Source organism: Mesorhizobium sp. M0518 (genome assembly GCF_040321125.1).
Lineage (GTDB): Bacteria > Pseudomonadota > Alphaproteobacteria > Rhizobiales > Rhizobiaceae > Mesorhizobium.
Genome location: NZ_JAMYQY010000013.1, coordinates 122,826 through 144,259 on the forward strand (window position 1 = coordinate 122,826; position 21,434 = coordinate 144,259).

Genomic DNA, 21,434 nt, shown 5'->3' on the forward strand with positions numbered 1-21,434 from the left:
CATGTCGCAGTTTCTCTCGAAGCATAACTCCGTGCGGCCCACGCGCCGCCGGTTCTTCGTCGGCGCGGGCGTCACCACCGCTGGCCTCGCCGTGGGCTACCGGCTAGTGCTGGCGGCGTCCGACATCGCACAAACGACTACTGCAAAGGTTCAGGCGAACCCCTTCCAGACCTATGTCGAGATCACAAAGGAGAACCGAATCATCATCTACTCCTCGCAGTTCGAGATGGGACAAGGCTCCTATTTCGGCATCGCCACCCTGGTTATGGAAGAGCTCGACGGCGACTGGGCGCAGGTGGACGTGGTCGGCGGATATGGCAATACCGCGCTCTACGGCAATCTCGCCTGGGGCGGGGCCGCACAGGCAACTGGTGGCTCCACGTCGATGAGTTCGTCGTGGGAACGCTACCGCAAGGCGGGTGCTGCCGCACGGGCCTTGCTGGTGGCGGCCGCGGCGCAGCGGTGGGATGTGCCAGCCGGCGAGATCAAAGTCGCTTCCGGGGTCGTGTCGCACGCCTCAGGGATGCAGGCGCGCTACGGTGACCTGGCTGAAGCCGCAGCGGGAATGCCGGTTCCCGACGACGTGCCGCTAAAGCCGCGCGACAAGTGGGCCCAGATCGGATCGTACAGCCTCAAGCGCTACGATTCCGCCGGCAAGACCAACGGCGCGCAGACCTACACGATCGACCTCATGATGGAGGGACTCCAGACGGCCGTTATGATCCATCCGCCGAAGTTCGGCGCCGAGATCGAGAGCTTCGACGCAACCAAGGCCAAGGCACTCGACGGCATTGTCGATGTCGTCCAGACGCCGCGAGGCATTGCCGTGGTTGGCAGGGACACCTGGACGGCGCTCAAGGGCCGCGACCTCGTGGAGGTGACCTGGAACGAGGAGAAGGCCGAAGGGCGCGGCACGGCAGAGATCATGGCCGAATACAACAAGGCAGCAGACGATCTGGGCGCGGCCACCGCGCGCGACGACGGTAACACTCCCGCAGCGTTCGCCAGTGCTGAGAAAATCATCGAGGGGCACTACGAATTCCCCTATCTTGTCCATGCTTCGATCGAGCCACTCAACGCGGCCGCCCGAATCAACGAAGACGGCACCATCGACGTCTGGGGCGGACACCAGATGCCCGACCTCTATCAGGCGGCTGCCGCTCAGGTAGGCGGCACCACGCCGGACAAGGTGAGGCTGCACGTGATGAAGACCGGCGGCAGTTTCGGCCGCCGCGCGGTCTTGGATGCAGATGTCATTATCGAAGCTGTTTCCACAGCGCGTGCACTGGGACGCGGCAAGCCAGTGAAGGTGCAGTGGACCCGCGAGAATGACATGCGGGGTGGGCGGTACCGGCCGGCCTATGTGCACGCAGTCAAGGCGGGGCTCGACAAGAAAGGCAATGTCGTCGCTCTCCATGACCACATCGTGGGCCAATCGGTCTTGGGCGGTTCGACCTCTGCGGCGATGATCAAGAACGGCATCGATCCGACCTCCGTAGAGGGCGCCACCAACCTGCCCTATGCGATCCCGAACCTGAAGGTCGAGCTGACCACCACGGACGTGAACATCCCGGTGCTCTGGTGGCGTTCGGTAGGCTCCACCCACACCGCTTACGCGGTGGAAACCCTGATCGATGAGCTCGCCGCCGCTGCGAACCGTGATCCGGTCGACTTCCGCTTGTCAATGCTCGGTCACCATCCACGGCATGCCGCCGTGCTTAAAGTGGCTGCTGAGAAGGCAGGCTGGGACAAGCCTCTGCCGGAAGGCCGTTTCCGCGGCGTGGCCCTGCATGAAAGCCTCTCGACCTATGTCGCCGATGTGGTGGAGATCACCCTCAACGATGAAAATGGTTTCAAGGTCGACCGCGTCGTCTGCGCGGTAGATTGCGGCACCGCGATAAATCCTGACCAGATTCGCGCTCAGATGGAGGGCGGTATCGGCTTCGGGCTAGGCGCGATCCTCCAGGAGGAGCTGACCCTGAATGGCGGTGTCGTAGACCAAGAGAACTACGATACCTATACACCGCTAAGGATCGAGCAGATGCCGCGAGTCGAGGTGCACATTGTGCCGTCCGAGGAGCCGCCCACGGGAGTTGGTGAGCCAGGTGTGCCGCCGATCGGCCCGGCCGTCGCCAACGCGCTACGGGCGGCGACGGGCAAGACTATCCGCAAGCTGCCGATTATAAAGAACATGTCAGGAATGACACCATGAAACAGCCGCGATGAAGATCGCGCCGTTTTCGAACGCCTCCTGACAGGCGCTCATTTCCATGGGTCAAATTCCGGCGGCTGCCCGCTCCAATATCCGGTTTGGAGACGGCACCCCGTGTTCTGAACGACCACAGACGGGCCTTGGCGCCGGTTCCACTGAAGAACCGCTTTCGAGACGCAAATGCGTCCACTCCATTGAAGAGCACAACCGTATAGCACCAGGAAGGCTAGCTACCTCCATCGCTTCGGAGACCCAGGAACCCTCAGAAAACCGAACCTCCCGAGCTCAGAGGTGCTCGTGATCACAATCGCGCTGGTGCGTGGATCATTGTTCAAGGGTTTGCCGATAGGCAGGCGAGATGGCCGATCGACATGATCTTCGCCCGATGCCCTACAAACACAATGCCAGCCGCTGTCACGGAGTCGCGAAGACGAAGTCAATGAGGGTCGACGCCGATACTCATCGTTTGGTTGACAGAGCGCTTGGAATGCCATGCGCTTCACATCGGAGTAGCCATCCGGGAAGCCTGAAGCGCTTTGAAAACGCATGTGCTGCGGCTGTTATTCATAGCGTGGATGACTTTGATCAAAACAATCGATTTCATCACTCTTAGGGAATCGTGCATGGACAAAAAAGAGCCTCACGCACCAATCACACGCTGCTCTATCGTGTGACGAAAGCTGCCTTAGGAATAATCCAAAGGAGAAAATCTTCGATGCGCCCTGACGTGCAGTGGAGGTCGTGCCGAGAAAGTGAGTTGCAACTGGCCGACAAAGTCGGGCGGTGCGACCATGGTCGCTTCGGAGAATGAAATCGGGCCAGTTCACGGGGGCGGTACTGTTATTCGTCGACGGCCGCCCTTCCCAAGAACAGGCGGCATCGCAAGTTGGTTCTGCCGATGAAAACGACATCGCCGGATACATGTCAGCAGCCGCTCAGGATTGGATGATCCAGCCAAGCTCTCGGCGTGATGGCACTGTAGGCGTCACAGTCGAAGCATCTCATTGATCGTTTATGAGGCTTTCTTCGATGCCGCTGATGCCTGACGGGCGGTCGCAGCTGCAGGCGACAACACGGCCTATTTAGTTGGAAACAGTCGAGGTAAGCCAATTTGGCTTCCCGTTACTATTTGGAGAAAGAAATGCTGTGCCTAGGAATCAGCGGCGGACTTGACCAAGTCCATGAAAACCGATTCGAGCGTCCGAACGCCTTTATGCACGATGGCGCCGCGGTGCTCGTCCGAGACGGAAAGGTGATAGCCGCCGTAGAAGAGGAACGCCTCAATCGAATCAAGCACTCGAACAAGCTGCCAAGTGGTTCGATTCAATACTGTCTCTCGACGGCCGGGGTTCAGCTCAGCGACATTGATCGTGTCGCGGTCTACGCCAGCGAGCCCTATGCCAACGCCATGCTTGAAGGTATGTCCGCTTCCCAACCGGACATTCTCTCCACTCCGTTGGATGCTAAAATGTTGGTGCAGAACCTGTTAGCGCGTGAGTTCGGCACTAAGTTGGACAGTTCGCGTATTTCATTCGTAGGTCATCATCAGGCGCACGCCGTGAGCGCCTTTGCAATGTCGGGCTTCGAACAAAGTCTCATTCTAGCGATTGATGGCTGTGGTGATTTCCTGTCGGGCCTTGTGGCGGTAGGGTCTGGCACAGAAATTACGCAAATCGAGGCTTTCCCGGAGGACAATTCTCTTGGGCTGTTTTATCTCGAGACGATCCGCTGTCTCGGCTACGGCATGTTCGACGAGTATAAGGTAATGGGACTCGCGCCCTATGGCGACCCCGCTCCCTATCGCGAGCTCTTCGAGCAGTTCTACGAGCTCTCCGCCAACGGTGGCTACCGTGTTCACCTCGACCGCATCGGTCCGGCGTTGCTCCGCAACATCGAGATCAGGCGAAAGGGAATGCCTTTCACCCAGCAGCATCGAGATGTGAGTGCGTCACTGCAGGAAGCGCTTGAGCGGATCGTGTTCCACATTCTCCGGCACCACCGTGAGGCCACCGGCATGAAGCGGTTGTGTCTGGCGGGAGGGGTAGCCCACAACTGCACGATGAACGGCAAGCTGCTGTATTCAGGGCTTTTCGAAGACATCTTCGTGCAACCCGCGTCTCACGACGCTGGCTGCGCATTGGGAGCTGCGCTGATAGTCTCTAACGAGATGGGCCGCCCCGCGCCGCGTGAGCGACTGCAGGAGGTCTATTGGGGTCCTGATCTCGGGAGCGACCGCGCCGTGGAACAGGAACTGAATGCATGGTCCGGACATCTCGAGGTTGAACGCTCTTATGACGTAGCGAGCAGTGCAGCCCACTGGATCACCAACGGCGCCGTGATCGGCTGGGTGCAGGGTCGTTCGGAGTTTGGGCCACGTGCGCTGGGCAACCGCAGCATTCTTGCCGACCCTCGGCCCGCTGCAAACAAGGACCGGATCAATGCCATGGTCAAGAAGCGCGAAGGCTATAGGCCTTTCGCACCATCTGTGCTGGAAGAGGATGCGAGCGAATTTTTCGACCTCCCGGACGGTAAGCACGAATTTCCATTCATGAATTTCGTCGTTCGCGTGCGTGACTCAAAGCGCGCCTTGTTGGGTGCCATTACGCACGTCGACGGTACGGCTCGGCTGCAAACAGTATCGCGCGATGCCAACCCCGCTTACTGGGAGGTCATCAATGCGTTCAAGAAGCGGACAGGCACTCCAATTCTGCTCAATACGTCCTTTAACAACAATGCTGAACCGATCGTGGATACGGTTGCAGACGCGATTGCCACATTTTTAACGACAGAGCTGGATGGACTTGTGGTCGGGCCCTTCCTGGTAAAAAAACGGGCTGCAACGCTGCAGGATTGGACTGCGCTTTCGATTTCATTGCCTCCCTCAGTCTCCCTCCATCAAACCCGTGCTTACACAGCGCGAGATCATCAGGAGACTGTCTGCGAGATTATTCCGAACCACTCCAGCATTGACAGTGTGCGAATTTCAAACGACCTGTTTAATCTGCTGATGCGGATTGAGGGCGAAGCCGTGTTAAGCGATCACCTCAATATAATTGCGCCGGATCAAGCTGAGCATGAAGCTCTGATGGAGGACCTGCGAAGACTGTGGGAGCAGCGCCTGGTTCGGCTGCATCCCTCACAAGCTGCTCGGATGGATCATGGGTCCGATCAAACGCCGGACCAGCCTAATAGGCTATCAATGTGATAGAGATGCCGCTCAAGCTCGGCCAATCAATAGTGTTCATCGACCCCGCCTGCGAGCTCACCGCTGTGATTAGGGGGGGTCGAGGTCGCCCTGGTCAGTATGCTTAGGAATGCTAGGGTCTGGCCTCGATATTGACCGGACTTCTGTGTCGAGAGGTCCAGCCCGCAGAACTTTAGAAACTGGTGATGATGACCTAGAGCGGTTCGCGTTTTAGCTGAATCAGGATTCCCAAGATTGAGCAAATCAGATTCGATGTTTTGACCGTTGGAGGTCGGGACTGATGGCGAAGCCTTATTCGATGGATCTACGGGAGCGGGCGCTGGCGCGCCTTGAAGAGGGCGAGACGAGCTACGAGGTAGCTGCGGCGCTGAAGGTGGCAGTGTCGAGCGTGATCAAGTGGGCGGCGCGCAAGCTTCGGTTAGGCAGTGCGGCGCCCGGCAAGATGGGCGGTCATCGGCCCTATCTGATCGACGGGAAGCACCGTGCCTTCGTGCTGGGCGAGGTCGAGCGAGATGCCAACATAACGCTTCATCAATTGACGGCGGCACTGGCTGAACGTGGTCTCACCATTCATCCTGCGAGCGTCGGTCGCTTTTTGCATCGCGAAGGCAAGAGCTTCAAAAAAAACCGTTCTGCCGGCCGAGCAGCTCAAGCCAAAGCTGATGCGCCGGCGTGCGCAATGGATGCGCTACCAGACCCGTATTGATCCTACGCGCCTGGTCTTTCTGGATGAAACATGGGTCAAGACCAACATGGCACCGTTGCGTGGCTGGGGTGTGCGCGGCAAGCGACTGATGGCCCACGCGCCATATGGCCATTGGAAGACGATGACCTTCATCGCGGCGCTGCGGCATGATCGGGTAGAGGCGCCTTGGGTCATTGACGGCCCCATCAATGCGCAGGCCTTTCGCGTCTATGTCGAAACCGAACTCATCAAAACACTGAAGCCGGGCGACATCGTCATTCTCGACAATCTCGGTTCTCACAAGGGCCAAGCCGTCCGCGATATCGTCAGGGCTGCTGGCGCAAGGCTCTTCTTCCTGCCGCCCTACAGCCCAGACCTCAATCCAATCGAGAAGCTGTTCGCCAAGCTCAAGCACTGCATGCGACGTGCCGCCAAACGAAGCATCGAGGCCGTACACAACGCCATCGCCAGCACCCTCGACGACGTCACCCCAAACGAATGCAACAACTACATCGAAAGCGCAGGCTACAAGTCAACCTAAATGCGAACCGCTCTAAGCGGCGAAGATCGCCGGCTTCGGCAATGACGGTCAATGCCTTGATCGGTCCGATGCCCGGGATTTGTCGCAGGAGCTGGTAATCCTGGCTGTGCCGCAGCAGATCGTCGGCCTGTGCTTCGATCTCATTGCGGTGCCGGATCAGGCTGCGTGCTTCGTCAATGACCATCCGGAACATGCGAATGGCAGGCGCATCAAGTGGCAGCGGCAATCCGATCGATGGGCGCGCCGTCTCGAAAATGTCCATCAGAATCTGTGTCTTGCTGACCTTGCGGCCGACGGCATCCCAAGCTGCTGCCACAAACTCCTCCTTCGTCAGCGCCGTGATGCTTGCTGGGGTCGAAAAGGCATGGAGGAAGGCAAAGAACCGATCGCTGCGGCTGTTCCCCCGGAAGCGATCGATCTCGGGAAAATACAGCGGCTGGTAGTGTGTCAGCATGCGGTGCTGGATCTCGGTCTTGGCCCTGGCGATCGCTTCATGTGTCTTCGACAGTTCATGCACTTCGTTGATGCCGGCTCGCAGCGGATCATGGTAGACCTGCGTCGCCTGTATCCTGAGCATGTGTAGGATCACCTGGGCATCGATCTTCTTGCCGAATATGACGCCGAAGGCCTTAAGAAGCCCAGGCATCTGTTCGCTGACGAGAAGGTCACGTGCCGACAGCAGCACCCGCACGACACAGGTGCCGTGGCTCTTGATGCGAACCTGCTTAAACCATCCGGTCCGTCCGATCTGAGCAAGGCCCGCCGCTCGTGGCGGCCCGATTTGTCCGGCATCATCGAGAGGGCGGCGCTTGACACGATCGGAAGTCCGCGCTTCCTTAACTCGTTCCAGAGCCAGATCGCAAGCGGTCACGGCTCCATGCCGATCCGCTCCGTCTCCGCAGCTCCACAGTCCCGCCCGCATCTCCCAGTCGCGCCCGGGTAGCCATTGCGCTGCAAGGCGGGTCTGATCGCTACGGCGGCGCCGCCACCATCTCCATCAGTCGGTTCGGCGACAAAGCCAATCATCTCCCGTAAGAGAAGTGCTTTCGGGCAAGTTCCGCAGGTTCAAGGAGATCGTTGACGGGGCCGCACTTGGAGCTGCGTCGAGCGCATGGTCGAGCTTGCCGCCCAAGGTACGTGGCTTCGAAACGCGTGCGATTGCGCCTCATAAACCGCTGCGCGGCTGGTCGCGGACATACGAGGGGGCGCAGGCGCCTGAAACGAACCCGTCGGTCACGACGGAGCAATCCTGCCGCCTGACCAGGCGCGTGGAAAAGTATCACAACGGTGACCACAGCGTCGCTTCAGGCCGTCAAAAGCTATTGCCGTGCGTCAAGGCGGGCTAGGTGACCCGTCGGAAGCCGGCACCAGCGGCTTTGTCGGGACAAGACACATGCTATTGGGATTTGGCCGCCGCAGCCGCGAGCATCGCTTCTCCCATCGCAATGGCCCCTTGGGCACGCAGCATTTCACCAGGGTTCTGAATGTCGCGCAAGTCTTTGTTCTGGCTGAGTTTTGATTTTCCAACCAGGCCGGTGATCTCGATCTCCAGGGCGACGATTGCCTTAACCATCGTGTCGATGAAGTCCTTCGGCGCGTCGCCCATCTTCCACGGGGCAGGCTGCGAGGCTTCTTGCATATGAGTGAGCTTCGCCACGTTACGGCGTACATATCGCTCATCATCCCGGACAGTGATGCGTCCGTGGGCGTGGACGACGAGATAGTTCCACGTCGGCACCTGCTTGTGGAGTTCGTGCTTGCTTGGATACCAGTTCGGCGAGATGTAAGCGTCGGCCGCACGGAAGATTACGAGAACCTCATCGCCATTGGCGACTTCCTCCCAGACTGGGTTCTTGCGAGCGACATGGCAATTGAGAACGCCCTTGTCTCCCTTCGAGCGGTCAAGCTCGAAGGGGAGGTGGTTCGCGTCCAGTGTGCCTTTGCTTTGGGTGACGAGGATACCAAGCGGGTGTTTCTCGATAAGCTCGAACAGGGCGTTCTGATCAGGGACGGCAAAATGAGGCGGAACGTACAACGGTTTATCTCCTGTCGCGAATGGCGGTTGCTAGTAATCGGCGGAGCCTTACGGAACGGGCTCCTGAATCTTCGCTGCCGTCGACGAGTGCCCCGGATCTCGGTGTCCACCACGCTCAAGCACCGCCATCGAGAAATGGGCGGGCACATCAGATGCCGCCGCGTATGAGTGCGGTTGGTCAGTGACAAGCCGCGCACTCTCGCCTTCGCTTAAAATTACCACATGGGCACCTACCACAACGCTCAGGGCACCCTGACTGACCGAGATCAGCTCGCGCGTATCCAGACTATGAGCGTCCGCGGAAAACACGTCGCCCGGCATCATGACCCAGCTCCACAGTTCGAACATCGTGCGTCCCGAGGTCGACGAATGCAGTTGTGCAGAGCTTCCCTTGGCGCTCGTCCAAAGCCTCCTGGTCTCTGTCCGCTCGATGGGAAGGCACACCGTGGAAGGGTGCTCGTTCAACAAATCGGCCACGGAGAGCGAAAACGCCGCCGCCAGTCGGCAAAGTATGCCGATACTAGGGTTCGCCTTGCCTTGCTCCAGCGCGACCACGGTTCCCTTGGACAGGCCGCTTAGTTTAGCCAGTCGATCCAGGGTCAGGTTTTGGTCACGCCTCAAGTCTCGGATTCGGGCCGCTATCGCTTTGCCAAGCACCTGCTCGGAATCCATCGCTGTCGTAAGATCGGTCATTATATTGACTTAGGACCTCGGCTCACCTATTGCGGTCAGTATAATGACCGGGGCGAAATTGCAACTGCCCGTTAGGAAGGAAATAACCGATGCGTTTTGAGACGAAGGCGATCCACTGCGGCCGAGGGGTCGACGCGTCCACGGGGGCCGTATCCATGCCGCTGCACACCAGCACGACGTTCGAACGCGGTGTCAACGGGTCATTTCCGTCCGGCTTCGAATACACAAGGGATGGAAATCCTACACGCAATGCGTTCGAGGCGGCCATGGCGACGCTTGAGGGAGGGGAAGACGGCATCGCCTTCGCTTCGGGCATGGCCGCAATCGCTGCAGTTTTCGAGAGCCATCCGTCGGCGGGTCGGATCGTTCTGCCGGATGACATGTATTTCGGCATTCGTTCGCTGATCGAAGAGACCGACATTGGGTCTCGCTTCGACTTTGCCCCAGTCGACATGCGCGATTTGGACGCTTTGCGCGCCGCGGTGACATCGAAGCGGACTGGCCTCGTCTGGATCGAGACGCCGTCAAACCCGATGATCCGCGTTGTCGACATTGCGGCCATCTGCGCAATCGCGCACGAGGCAAACGCCTTGGCGGTGGTGGACAATACGTGGGCCACCCCAGTGCTTCAACTGCCACTCGAAATCGGGGCAGACGCGGTGATGCACTCGGCGACAAAGTACATTGGCGGCCACTCGGATTTGATGGCCGGTGTCGTCATTGTCCCAAATGCGTCACCCCTCGGTCGCCCATTGCGGATGGTCCAGAAACACAAGGGCAGCGTCGCAGCGCCCTTCGACTGTTGGCTGGCGTTGCGGGGCCTGCAGACATTGCCGGTCCGCATGCGCGCCCATTGCGAAGGCGCCCAGAAAGTGGCCGAGGCCCTGGCGTCTCATCCGCGCGTCGAAAAAGTGCTCTTTCCTGGTCTGCAAACTGATCCGGGACACGATCTTGCTACGCGGCAAATGAGCCATTACGGAGCGATGCTATCCTTCATCGTCGAGGGCGGAGCCGATGCTGCAATGGCCGTGGCCGGCCGCCTGAAGATTGTTGTCCGGGCGACAAGCCTTGGCGGGACGCATTCTCTGATAGAGCATCGCGCATCCGTTGAAGGTGCGAAGTCCAAAGCGCCAGGCGGATTGCTGCGAATCTCTGTAGGGCTTGAACATCCTCAGGACATTATCGATGACCTGATGCAGGCCCTAGGCTAAACCTGCAAAGCGGGAGTCCAATGACGGGTGCAAGAACTCTGGCGCCGCTTTATGTGGCGGCTGGCGCAGCCGACGATCGGCAGAACAATGTTCCTGGTGAGTAGAACGCACGTCCTCTGGTGAACCGCTATCGCCGTGTCGCATCGTCTCGGGCGCGTGGTCGCATGGGTGATGAACGTCTTCGGGTTTCTGGACGATGGCCACGCGCTCGACCGGAAGCGGAAATACCCAGATTTGCCGTTGACCTACTGCTGCTCGACCTCGTCGGAGATCGCGGTCAACAGATGGGATGGATGTGCTGGCACTACGGCAGTTTGACAAGCCGGCCATCGGGGCGCTAGCACGTCCAAAGCCAAGAGTCGCAGGGCAGAACTGACCGCACCAAGCGGGCTGCGGGACCCATCAGCTAACGGCCAGGTTGGTACCTCAACGCGCATCAGCACCGTGGATGCGACATTGTCCTTGTTGCGAGCGCGATCTCGGAACTTCGTTGTGACGCAGTCTGTGCAGAGAGCGCACCGCTGTAAGCAAAATGAGCGGAAGAACGACACCCAGTGGAGGTGAAGAAGTGATGCGGCGTCAAGATCCTCCGCGCTTTGCGGCAAACACACTGATCCCTCTTCACAACCCGGTCTTTCGTTCTATCTGGACAGCCACGCAGATATCCAGCCTTGGCTGGCTGGTGCAGAGCGTGGCTATAAGCTGGCTCATGGCCACGATTTCAGCCTCCGATCTGATGGTTGCGCTCGTACAGGCTGCATCGACACTGCCCGCGTTCTTCTTGTCGATCCTTGCTGGAGCCATTGCAGACAGCTTCAGCCGCCGTGGCGTGATGCTTGCCGGACACTGCCTGATCGCACTGGCATCCACGGCGCTGGCACTCTCTGTGGGACTGGGCTTTGCTAGTCCATGGCTAATCCTGGGACTGAGTTTCTTGGCCGGATGCGGCTTTGCCTTGAACGATCCAGCCTGGCACGCCTCGGTCGGCGATATCCTGGAAAAGCGCGACATACCCGCTGCAGTGACGCTGATGTCGGTGGGGTACAACGTGGTTCGGAGCATAGGACCGGCGCTGGGCGGTGTAATCTTAGCTTTGCTGGGCCCCCTTACGGCTTTCGCCCTCGCTGCGCTAAGTGACCTGGTCCCGTTGAGCGCTGTTCTGCGCTCACAGTGGCAAGTTCGCTCTTCGCCTCTTCCGCGCGAGCGGATGACTACGGCCATTCATGATGGCATGCGATTCACGGCGATATCCTCAGAGATCAGAGTGGCGATCGTGCGTGCAACCCTGTTCGGGCTATCAAGCATCTCGATCCTTGCTTTGCTCCCCCTCCTGGTTCGCGACCAAGTGGCGGGAGGGCCAATTGTGTACGGCGTGCTATTGGCCGGCTTCGGCACAGGCGCCTTCATCGCCGGCATTGGCAGCAGCTACTTGAGACGCATCACGTCCCAGAACCGATTGATCACGCTCGCATCCGTTGCTTGCGCAACGTGCTGCCTTTTGATGGCCCTCACATCGTCGGTGGCTGTGGCGGCGATCGCGCTTGCAATCGGTGGCGCTGGCTGGGTTGTCACCTGGACCGGAACCGACGTGTGTGTGCAGTTGGCAAGCCCAAGGTGGGTCGTTGGTCGCACCCTGTCCATTTATTACGCCCTGACCTACGGCGGCATGGCAGCGGGTAGCTGGATCTGGGGTGCTGTCGCGCAGTACTATTCGCTGACGTGGGCTTTGGAAGGTGCTGCAGCGGCACTGTTGCTGGTCGCGGCTGTGGGAAAGCTATTGCCGGTGCGGCTATGGGAGGAATCGGATCAAGCGGCCGTCGACTTCAGGCCACCAGAACTGGCCCTCCCTTTGAAGCCCAGGAGCGGTCCGATCGTGATCAAGGTGGAGTACTCGATACTCGAGGAGAGTATCCATGAATTTCTGAGCTGCATGCGCGAAAGGCGGCGCGTTCAGAGCCGCGCCGGTGCGCGGGACTGGACCCTCCAGCGAGACCTTCAGAAGTCGACGCTTTGGACCGAGACATTCCGCACGCCGACATGGACGGACTATCTTCGTCTAAACCATCGACTAACGGTGAATGACAGGGACATAGGCGAGCGCCTTGCCGCTCTGCACATGGGTGATTCTCCGCCTCGCATCTCACTTTCAATCGAGCGGTCGACAAGCCCCGCCCCCGGCAGCCAAGTCCAGCCTGTGCCTTTTGTATCGCGCCCGTGAGAAAACCAAGACTTGTCTGCAACGAGCTACTCCTTAATTTGTTGAGCCTGCCCGGATTGCAAATCGTTCCGGCCGGTTAGGCGAGCATGAGGATTCGCGTGGCAATTATGTCCATCACGGGTCCCATGTTCAGCCCGAGACCCCCCTCTCTGCCGGGTAGTGTGCTGAGAGTTCTGCAAATTCGCTGAGAGAGGGCGGTCATGGCAGGCTGGTGATGTTCAACGTCACCGATTCCCGCGAAGGAACGCCACCATGACCAAGACAGAAGGTAAATCGACCAGCGCTGCCGTCAAAGACATTCTGCTTTCGAACCCGGAGGGGCTGCACGAAGTGATCCGTGCAGTAATGCAGGAGGTTCTCGAGGCCGAGATGGAGGAGGCGCTGGGTGCTTCGAAGGGCGAACGGACGCCCGAGCGCCTTGGGTATCGCTCGGGTTACTACGGCCGCACCCTGGTCACCCGGGTCGGCAAGCTTGAGCTGCGGGTTCCGCAGGACCGGGCCGGTCGTTTCTCCACCGAGCTGTTCGAGCGCTACCAGCGTTCCGAGCGGGCCTTGGTGGCCACGCTTGCGGAGATGTATGTGCAGGGCGTGTCGACCCGGAAGGTCAAGGCGATCACGGAAGAGCTGTGCGGTCATGCCTTCTCGGCTTCGTCGATCTCGGCCATCAACAAGCGCTTGGACGAGAGCCTGAAGGCGTTTGCCGAACGACCGCTTCAGGAGCCATTCCCCTACCTCATTCTCGATGCCCGCTACGAGAAAGTGCGCGAAGCCGGCATCGTGATGAGCCAGGCGGTGCTGATCGCGGTCGGCATCGACTGGGACGGGCGCCGGCAGATCCTGGCCGTGGAGATGGCCAATCGCGAGAGCCGCTCGGCCTGGAAGGACTTCCTCGTCGGCTTGAAACGACGCGGCCTCAAGGGCGTCGAACTGGCCGTGTCCGACGACCATGCCGGCCTGGTCGCGGCGATCGGCGAGGTGATCCCGGAAGCCGCATGGCAGCGCTGCTACGTCCACTTCCTCAGGAACGCGCTCGATCATCTGCCCAGGAAGCACGGCGACGATTGCCTGCAGGAACTGCGCTGGCTCTACGACCGGCGCGATCTCGCCGAGGCCAAGGCCGATCTCGCCGCATGGCTGTCCAAATGGTCCGCCCGTTACCCGCGACTGACCACCTGGGCGGAAGAAGCTATAGAACAGACGCTGACTTTCTTCCGGCTGCCGCGTCAGCATCACAAGCACCTAAAGTCCACCAACATGCTCGAACGGCTCAACGAGGAAATCCGCCGGCGCACCTATGTCGTGCGCATCTTCCCAAACGCCGAAAGCTGCCTGCGCCTCGTTAGGGCGCTCGCCGTCGAGACCAACGAAAACTGGATGGAGGCCAACCGATACATCAACATGGACGACCTGCGCGAGCACAAGAAGCTCGCTCTACGCCAAGCCGCATGACCAGCTTCATGATCGCCCATTTTGCAGAACTTGACGCACACAACCCTCTGCCGCCAGATCGGCTTGAGCACGGATTCAGGTCGCCTGTCCTTTGCATAGCGGCGGGCAACGAATAGCAAGGGGGCGGAGGGTATCCCCGTCTGCGAAGCGGGCAGAGGAGGAATCCGCAAAGCGGGTTGCTGGGGAGACGGGCCGCGCGCCTCTTTCCGCCTAGTTTTCTCCGTTACAAAGTCCCCCGGGACGGACTGCCAGTTCACGCCAGGGCCAACAGCATGGTTGCTCGCACGGGCGACCGCCGCGTCTGCCGGTCCTGCGAGTAGAATAAGATCGGGAAGTGCGCTTCATCCTCGATGCCAGAGCTCGCGTCGCCGTACCGCGGCCGCCAGAGCCCCTTGCGCTGTCACGAGTCAGCCCACCTTTCTAGCTGGCAGCCATCGGGAGCCGATCCGCAGCACCTGTCGGCGCGCCTTCCGTGTCAACGCAGAACATGATGCATATTCCCAGCGCTTTTTGACAGAGCGAACTACAAAATGCAGAACACAGACTCTCCGCCAAATGAATGCTGCGAGCAAGCAGCAGGCGGAGGAACTCCGTCTGCTGAGTATGTGTTTCAACGCGGACAAATAAATTATAGCCAGTTCACGAAACGCCGGGCCCGCTCCTCTGGCGTCCGATCGTCCAGGAAATCCCCTCGGCGCGCACCACGCCAGACACCTCCTTGCCGATATGATGCTCAAGCACCGGCCGCCAAGGGACCAGCGTGAACTCGCGCGATTTCTCGATGACACCGTATTTTCCGCCGGCGAGCTCGACGCAGCAGCGCAGCGTACCGTCTATTCGATTGCCATGCTGCGCTTCAGAATACGAGAGCCCGAGTTCGTCCGAGAGCTGACTGGCAACACGGTTCAGCTCTCGTTGGCGCAGCATCGAAAGCATGTTGGCGCGATAGATGACCCGATCCTGCGCATCATGGGCAAGACCTTGCGCGATCAGCCACTGCTGTCGGCGGGCCTGGACCTGACGTACTTCGCGACCGAAGCCAGAGTCGCGCAAGGACTCAGGGTGGGCTGATACCAGCTCCTGGTCGATCCAGGTGGCGCCGTCGAAGCCTACTTGGCTCTCCAGCGGCATTGATGAGAGCTTGTCGACGTAAACAGGCTGGGCCCTCGCTCGCTGACGCTCGTAATCCGCGACGCGGTTGAGATGGTCGGGCGCGACTGTCCATGTGCCGTCCGGCTCGCGCTCGACGCCACCAGTCGCACGGCGGATCGCCTCCAGTCGCCGCACGTGCGTTTCGGCAAAGCGTTCGGTGGCCGAGGGGTCATGCTTGAGATGGATATCGATGCTGTAGCGCCCGTCGTTGACCGTGGCGATGCCGGCAATTGTGCGGTCGACTTTTCTTGGCCCGGTGTCCCTCGGCCTGACCCGCACTATGCAGCCCTCTGGTGTCGGTTGGGTGGCCTCGCCTTTGCCGATATCAAAATAGTGGCTTTTGCCGTCCACGCCGTCGACGACGAGGTAATGGCGGTCAGTGATTTCGTCGGCCAGCCCGCGCCCGACGACACGTCCGACCACGGTTTGAGCCGACCCGTCGCATCGATCGTGGATAAGATGGTCGGCGGCACTGTGGACGAGCCCCTTGCCGGTCAGCTCGCGATGGATGGTCTTGACGATGTCGCCGCGCGCGCCGATGCGGCGTAGCGTGGCTTCGAGCTCATCCTCCAAGCGCCAGCGCCCGGCAGGCATCTCCTCGGCGAGGCCCAACCGCTCGAGCTTGCGCAGGCGGCCCTGGTGCAGCGTCTGGCGAAAGGTGTCTCGGCTGGCCGGTGAGACACACCCCTCATCGTCGCGCATGCGCATCAGCTGCCGGTCGATGCTGGTGAAGCGTTCCTGATCCATCTCCTGGCGCAAGCGCTGCTCGATCTCGCGGTCGGTGCGCGGGCCAAGGTCGAGGCTAACCAGTTCGGCTGCGCGCTCGCGCAAGCCAGAGGAGATGTAGTCCCGCGCTATGACGAGGTTTTCGCCGTGATCATCCCTGCCGCGCACGATGATGTGGGTGTGAGGATGGCCGGTGTTGAAATGGTCGACGGCCACCCAGTCTAGCCTGGTGCCGAGGTCTTCTTCCATTTGCGCCATGAGGCGCCGGGTGAGCGGCTTCAGGTCATCATACTCGATACCGTCTTCAGGGGCGACGATGAAGCGGAACTGATGACGGTCACCGTTCGCGCGATCGAGAAAGGCCCTGCCGTCCGCGCGGTCATTGTCGGCAGCGTAGAGCTCGCCACGCTCGCCTTCCCGGGTGACGCCGTCGCGCTGGAGGTAGCGGAGGTGCGCACGAGCGCCGTCGACTCCCTTGCCGGCCAGCTTGACGATGCGTGCCTTGACGACTGCGCGTCGCTGCCGAAACGCCGCGTGGCGGTCGCGCGGTGTAAGAACTGCGGCAGCAGCCCCGCCGCGCCCCACCCGGCTTCCGATGAAGCGGCTGCCGCGTCCGCTCCTGCCGCCTGCTCGGTTGACCGCGGCCTGCACCTGGCCAGCGTAGCGTTTGCCCGCCTTCGAGCCGCGCGACCCAATTTTGCCGAGCTTCGGCGTGAATTCGTCATCCTGCATGCGGCCTCCGATGAACGAGCAGCAATTTCAGAGGCTTGCCCGCCAGACCCTCCTGGACTCGGAGGCAACCTCCTGGGAAAAAGATGTGCAGACAAAGACTTGGCCGCCTCCAGGAGGCGCTGCCTTTATCTTGCCTTCCGCGCACCTGCCCCCCTGGCCCCCGCCCGAACCACGGTAGCCGCTGCCCTCACCTGCGATCCGGCCGGCCTGACCTTGCTCGCTCCGATCCGAGCGGCACCAGGAGTTGGCCATTCGGGCCGGTCACGGAAACACCGTTTCGGAGAAAAAACAGCGACTGCCCGGACGGGATTCCCGGCGCGCTTTTGGAATGGGATTTGCCGGTGAGCGCGTCCATATCGGCGGCCGAAATGCCCGCCGCCTTGATCTCTTCCAGATACGAAACCGTCTCGCTGGGCAGCGGTCGCCCGCGCTGCAAATGCTGCTCGTAGCGCTCCGGCCCGGCGTTATAGGCTGCAAACAGGCCTGGAAATCCGAAGCGGTCATACATGGCGCGCAGATAGGCAGTGCCTGCCAGAATGTTGTCGCGAGGGTCGTGCGGGGCGGCTCCGAGGCCGAGCTCTGCGCGCAACTCCTCGTAGGTGCCTGGCATCACCTGCATGAGGCCAATGGCGCCGGCGCTCGACGTGACCGGCCGCCCATTGAGCGTCGTCTGCCCCCGGCTTTCGGCATCCATGACGGCATAAATCCAGGTCTGTGGAATGCTGAAACGCCGGCTTGCTTCGGCTACGAAGGGCTGCCATCTTGCAAGCTGCGGACTATGGGAGATGACGACCGGCTTCGTGTTGGTCGCGGCGGAACAGGAGCATGGTGCGAGACACGCCATGCTCAGCATAAGGAGGGTCACTCGGTCCATAGCGGCACGAGCCTCCCGATGATGTTTTCGGTCGGCACCGGCCCGAAATAGCGGCTGTCGAACGAGCGATCTTTATCGCTGCCGAGCAGGAAAACCTCGTCGGCGGCGAGTTTTCGGCATGCATTCCACCAAGGCAGCGGACGGTGCTGCGTGTCGGTTGCAAGCCGGCGCGCGGCTATCTCGCCGCCGATGATGATGGCGTCGCCGAAGGTGCAGACATGCTCGCCGGGCAGCGCCGCAAGGCGCTTGACCAGCGGCACATTGCTGGGCAGATAGAAGCGTTCGGCGGCGAGATCGGCGACCGGTCTTGGTGGGCGGACGAGTACGAGATCACCACGAGCGGGCGATCTGGATGCGACGCGATAGAGGCCGACCGGCGCACTCGCCGAGGCGTTCCAGACCAGCCAGGGCGATGGTTTGCCGAAGGCGGCGAAGCCGATCAGGCCAAGGCCGATTGTGGCAACGACGATCGTCTTGCGGGCTCGAATGCGCCGCAGATGGCTGCCGATCAGACGGATGGTGGGACGCCGGCTCATGAGCGGCCTCCCTCACCGGCCGAGCCGGATTCGTGCGCGCCATCCTCGGGCGCGGTCTCCTGCGCGTGCCCCTTCGACCAGTCGTCGAGTTCGTCGATGTGATAGCGGACATAGCGGCCGTGCTTGCGGAATTGTGGGCCACCGCCTTTGAGGCGCATCTTCTCCAGCGTGCGCTGGGACAGCCCGATATAGAAGGCCGCCTGCGCGGTGTTGAGAAACGGACTGCCCTTCTTGGCGCGGGCTGCGCGTTCGTTTTCGTCGTCCATGATGATCCTCGGTTCGTTACGGGCAAGCGAGGCGAGGATCGGCGAGCGAGATCGTTTTGGGGACGGGCGAAGAGTGGGGGGCGAGTTTTCGCCGCCCCTTCGGCGGCCTCACGGGTCCTGAGAGAGGCCCTGCGCCGGCGGGCGGCGCAGGGCTTTGCGGGTCGGCCGGTCAGTCGACCGGGTTCCAGATGATGGCGTAAGTGTCGTCGTCATCCTGGCCGGCGGCGCGGCCCAGATTGGCGTAGAGCTTGCGCGGGCCAAACTCGGGGGCCGCAATCGACAGGCTCACATAGTCCTTGCCGGAGGTCTCGCCGGTGCGGATCCAGGCCGCACCCACTTCGACCCCTTGCGTCAGCACCCGGTAGTCCGGATGGGTGTCGGCGCTCTTTGCCTGATTGGGCACGATGTCGATGTCGGCGCGGACGCTGAGCGTCTTGAGCTGGCCCTTGTAGCCGCCGTTTTCCTGTTTGGTGACGTATCCGATTGCGGTCATTTTCAGTCTCCTCTTGGTGCTCGCAGGGGACCATTCCCCTGCGATGGCGGACCGTGATGGGCGCGTCCGGATCGCCGGAACCGGCACGGCCGCAGCGATAGCGGAGGACCCGAGCGGGGAGTTTTTTTGAAGCGAAGCGGCGCGAGGAAGCCGCCGCAGGCGGCGGGGAAAAAAGCTGCCGGCGAGGGTTTCGGGCCGGCCGGATCCGCCCATAGGTCGTCAAGCCAGGCGCAGGGGAATGGTCCCTGAGACACAATGGAGACAGGTTGCGCGATCGGGGGCACAATAAGCAGGCGGCACTATGCAGGGGGCCGGCGGCGCAGGCTCTCTCGGTAATCGGATGTACAATTGGCGCCATGCGCCTGGCGCCTCAGCAAGCAATCCGGGGCGGTGCGGGGCTGCCGAAATGGGGGCGAATTGGCGTTGGAATTTATCGCACGCGGCACTGGCTCGGCAAGACGATCAATCGGAGCCGGCGCGGCCCGGAGCGGCGCGCGCGTCCTCAGCGGCAGTACTCGAGAAAACGCCGCTCGGGCCGTGATCGACTATTCGCGCACGAACAGCGACTGCTTCCTTGCGCACAGATCGGCGAATAGGAAGCCTCGCGGCTGGTGTAGCTTTCGGCCGGGAATTTCACCCAGCGCGGCAGCCAGGCCTCAAGCTGAGGCGGCTTCTCGATGTTCTTGCCGCCGATCTCGGTGAGCATCGAATCGGCGATTTCCTCGTCGCGCAAGCGATCGAAAGGCATCGTCCGGTTGCCACCATATGCCCACGACGCGCACGAGATTATCGTCGCCGAGCGCCCACCTTGCGCGCGAACATGCCGGCGGCAGCAAGGGGTCGCGATTGCCGCTGGCCACCACCGGGCAGGCCAACAGCTTGTGCCGCATTTGCCGAATGCGGCGTCAGCCTTGCAGCCGGCAAGGATGGCAGTCACCGTCTCGTAGGCTGCGCGCTGCGACCCGGGGCGCACCTTGGCGATGCAGATCGGCATAATTCTGCATCGGGGCGGGTGAGTCCCGGGCGCCGTCGGGAATGGGCATCTCCTCGCTATCCGGCGTCGGCTCGGTCGTGGCCAGTTGAGCATCGGGCATCGTCATGCCGCAGTCCCTTCTTGCGCCTCGCCTTCCGCATCGGCCTGAAGGCCAAGCAGGAAATCGGCGGCCTTCGAAGCGAGGCTGGCGGCACGGAAAATGGCGCGGTTGTCCCCGCGCAGCACCTTCAGCCATGAGCCGATGTAATCGGCGTGACGCACGGTCGGCTCGATGCCGAGATTGCTGCAGACGAAGGCGGCAGTGATTTCGGCGACCAATTCTTCACGCGCGTAAGCCTTGGAGCCGAACGAGCCGGAGAGGTCGCGAGCAAGCCGCGTCGGGTGGCCGGTCCAGTGGCCAAGCTCGTGAAAGCAGGTCCGGTAATAGTCGATCTGCTGATGGAACGCCGGCTGCGGCGGCACCTGAATGTGGTCGCTGCCCGGCATGTAGAAAGCGCGATCGCCGCCGACCCTGAAATCCGCACCACTGGCGCGAATCAGCGTTTCGGCCTGCGGCACGATCTCGCACTGAGGCAGCGGCTCGGCGGGGGCATGGAGGTGTTCCGGAAGATTGTCGCACTGCGCGACATTAAAGACGGTAAAGCGCTTCAGAAAAGGCACGGCCTGTGGTGCATCGCCCTCGTGGCGTGCGCGCTCCTTCTCGTCCTTGGGGACAAAGCGGTCGGCATGCACGATGGTCGTGCCGCGCTCGCCTTTCCTGACATTGCCGCCCAGGGCAAGCGCCTGCCGGAAGGTCAGCCAATTCTGGCTGGGATAGCTGCGCTCGATGACGGCGCCCCACAGGATGAGGATATTGATGCCGGAATAGCTGCGCCCCGTGGACGCATTCCTCGGCAGGCCGAGGCCTGCTTTTGCGCTGCCCCATGGCTTGACCCATGGCACGGTACCGCGCTCCAGCTCGGCAATGATGCGGTCGGTGATCTCCTGATAGAGGCTGGCGCCCGGGCGCCTGCCCTTGCCTGCGCCAGCCTCTCCGCTGGTGGTACGCTTGCTGTTTGCACGCATGTGTTATCCTCCGCTCACCAATCGCCGCGCCTTTCCCCGGAAGCGGGGTGGGCGGCGAGTCGCGACCGGAAGGGCCCGCCCAGTAGGCGGACCGCATCCGAAGGACCGGAACGAAGAGGAGGACCCTGAGCGGCACGCGGAGGGTTGCGGGCTGCCGCAGCGGGTCTAGAAGGGAGTGCCGCCCGCCCCGCGCCACCGGGAAAGGCCAACAGACAGCCCGCGCCGCCCGCAAGGGCGGGGGCCGTCACAGCCCGAAGGGCTGCCCACGCCAAGGGGCGAAGCCGAATGGCCGAGACCGCCTGAGCTTGCCGAAGAAAAGCGGGCTCGGTTCACGAGCACCTGGTGCG

15 protein-coding genes and 1 pseudogene are annotated in these 21,434 nt (G+C 61.4%); 6 read left to right on the forward strand and 10 right to left on the reverse strand.

Features of this window, described 5'->3' with window-relative positions; genetic code table 11:
* Window position 1: 1 nt before the first annotated feature.
* From NKI66_RS19785 to NKI66_RS19795, 3 genes are all read left to right on the forward strand, one after another.
* Window positions 2-2,212: a xanthine dehydrogenase family protein molybdopterin-binding subunit gene (locus NKI66_RS19785; RefSeq protein ID WP_352752661.1), complete on the forward strand. Its 2,211-nt coding sequence runs from the start codon at window positions 2-4 to the stop codon at window positions 2,210-2,212.
* A 1,141-nt stretch (window positions 2,213-3,353) separates the two neighbouring features.
* Window positions 3,354-5,417, forward strand: coding sequence for a carbamoyltransferase family protein (locus NKI66_RS19790; protein WP_352590846.1), 2,064 nt, complete (start codon window positions 3,354-3,356; stop codon window positions 5,415-5,417).
* A 280-nt stretch (window positions 5,418-5,697) separates the two neighbouring features.
* A protein-coding gene (locus NKI66_RS19795; protein WP_352752662.1) for an IS630 family transposase occupies window positions 5,698-6,643 on the forward strand; the annotation gives its coding sequence in 2 pieces (ribosomal slippage) (window positions 5,698-6,036 and window positions 6,038-6,643; 945 coding nt in all).
* Window positions 6,644-6,659: 16 nt separating this feature from the next.
* Here the strand turns inward: NKI66_RS19795 and NKI66_RS19800 are convergent.
* From NKI66_RS19800 to NKI66_RS19810, 3 genes and pseudogenes are all read right to left on the reverse strand, one after another.
* A pseudogene (locus tag NKI66_RS19800) lies at window positions 6,660-7,241 on the reverse strand (transposase); the annotation flags it as partial.
* 798 nt (window positions 7,242-8,039) lie between these two features.
* Complete coding sequence (locus NKI66_RS19805) at window positions 8,040-8,678, reverse strand: FMN-binding negative transcriptional regulator (protein ID WP_023783766.1); 639 nt, start codon at window positions 8,676-8,678, stop codon at window positions 8,040-8,042.
* A 48-nt stretch (window positions 8,679-8,726) separates the two neighbouring features.
* Entirely contained in the window at window positions 8,727-9,371 is a 645-nt protein-coding gene (locus NKI66_RS19810) for a helix-turn-helix domain-containing protein (RefSeq protein WP_352752664.1), read from the reverse strand.
* 89 nt (window positions 9,372-9,460) lie between these two features.
* On the opposite strand from NKI66_RS19810, the gene NKI66_RS19815 reads away from it, so the two are divergent.
* From NKI66_RS19815 to NKI66_RS19825, 3 genes are all read left to right on the forward strand, one after another.
* The gene (locus tag NKI66_RS19815; RefSeq protein WP_352752665.1) at window positions 9,461-10,582 is read left to right on the forward strand and encodes a trans-sulfuration enzyme family protein; all 1,122 of its coding nucleotides are present in this window, start codon (window positions 9,461-9,463) and stop codon (window positions 10,580-10,582) included.
* Window positions 10,583-11,153: 571 nt separating this feature from the next.
* Window positions 11,154-12,800 carry an MFS transporter gene (locus NKI66_RS19820; RefSeq protein WP_352752667.1) on the forward strand — a complete coding sequence of 549 codons (1,647 nt, stop codon included), beginning with the start codon at window positions 11,154-11,156 and terminating at the stop codon, window positions 12,798-12,800.
* 252 nt (window positions 12,801-13,052) lie between these two features.
* Window positions 13,053-14,249, forward strand: a complete 1,197-nt coding sequence (locus tag NKI66_RS19825; RefSeq protein ID WP_352752669.1) for an IS256 family transposase — start codon at window positions 13,053-13,055, stop codon at window positions 14,247-14,249.
* A gap of 639 nt (window positions 14,250-14,888) precedes the next feature.
* Here the strand turns inward: NKI66_RS19825 and rlxS are convergent.
* The 7 genes from rlxS to NKI66_RS19860 all read right to left on the reverse strand — a co-directional run bounded on the left by rlxS (window position 14,889) and on the right by NKI66_RS19860 (window position 21,087).
* The gene (gene rlxS, locus NKI66_RS19830) at window positions 14,889-16,859 is read right to left on the reverse strand and encodes a relaxase/mobilization nuclease RlxS (protein WP_352752670.1); all 1,971 of its coding nucleotides are present in this window, start codon (window positions 16,857-16,859) and stop codon (window positions 14,889-14,891) included.
* 187 nt (window positions 16,860-17,046) lie between these two features.
* Window positions 17,047-17,733, reverse strand: a complete 687-nt coding sequence (locus NKI66_RS19835; protein ID WP_352487489.1) for a lytic transglycosylase domain-containing protein — start codon at window positions 17,731-17,733, stop codon at window positions 17,047-17,049.
* The gene (gene lepB, locus NKI66_RS19840; protein ID WP_023762781.1) at window positions 17,721-18,269 is read right to left on the reverse strand and encodes a signal peptidase I; all 549 of its coding nucleotides are present in this window, start codon (window positions 18,267-18,269) and stop codon (window positions 17,721-17,723) included. Before lepB ends, NKI66_RS19835 begins: the two co-directional genes overlap by 13 nt.
* Window positions 18,266-18,535 (reverse strand): helix-turn-helix transcriptional regulator, encoded by a 270-nt coding sequence (locus NKI66_RS19845; protein ID WP_023735797.1) that lies wholly within the window; start codon window positions 18,533-18,535, stop codon window positions 18,266-18,268. Before NKI66_RS19845 ends, lepB begins: the two co-directional genes overlap by 4 nt.
* Window positions 18,536-18,704: 169 nt before the next feature.
* Window positions 18,705-19,028: a DUF736 domain-containing protein gene (locus NKI66_RS19850; RefSeq protein WP_023735798.1), complete on the reverse strand. Its 324-nt coding sequence runs from the start codon at window positions 19,026-19,028 to the stop codon at window positions 18,705-18,707.
* Between the two features lie 502 nt (window positions 19,029-19,530).
* On the reverse strand, window positions 19,531-20,022 hold the full coding sequence (locus NKI66_RS19855) for a hypothetical protein (RefSeq protein ID WP_352752672.1): 492 nt from the start codon (window positions 20,020-20,022) through the stop codon (window positions 19,531-19,533).
* Between the two features lie 102 nt (window positions 20,023-20,124).
* Window positions 20,125-21,087 (reverse strand): ArdC family protein, encoded by a 963-nt coding sequence (locus NKI66_RS19860; RefSeq protein ID WP_352752674.1) that lies wholly within the window; start codon window positions 21,085-21,087, stop codon window positions 20,125-20,127.
* Between the last annotated feature and the right edge of the window lie 347 nt (window positions 21,088-21,434).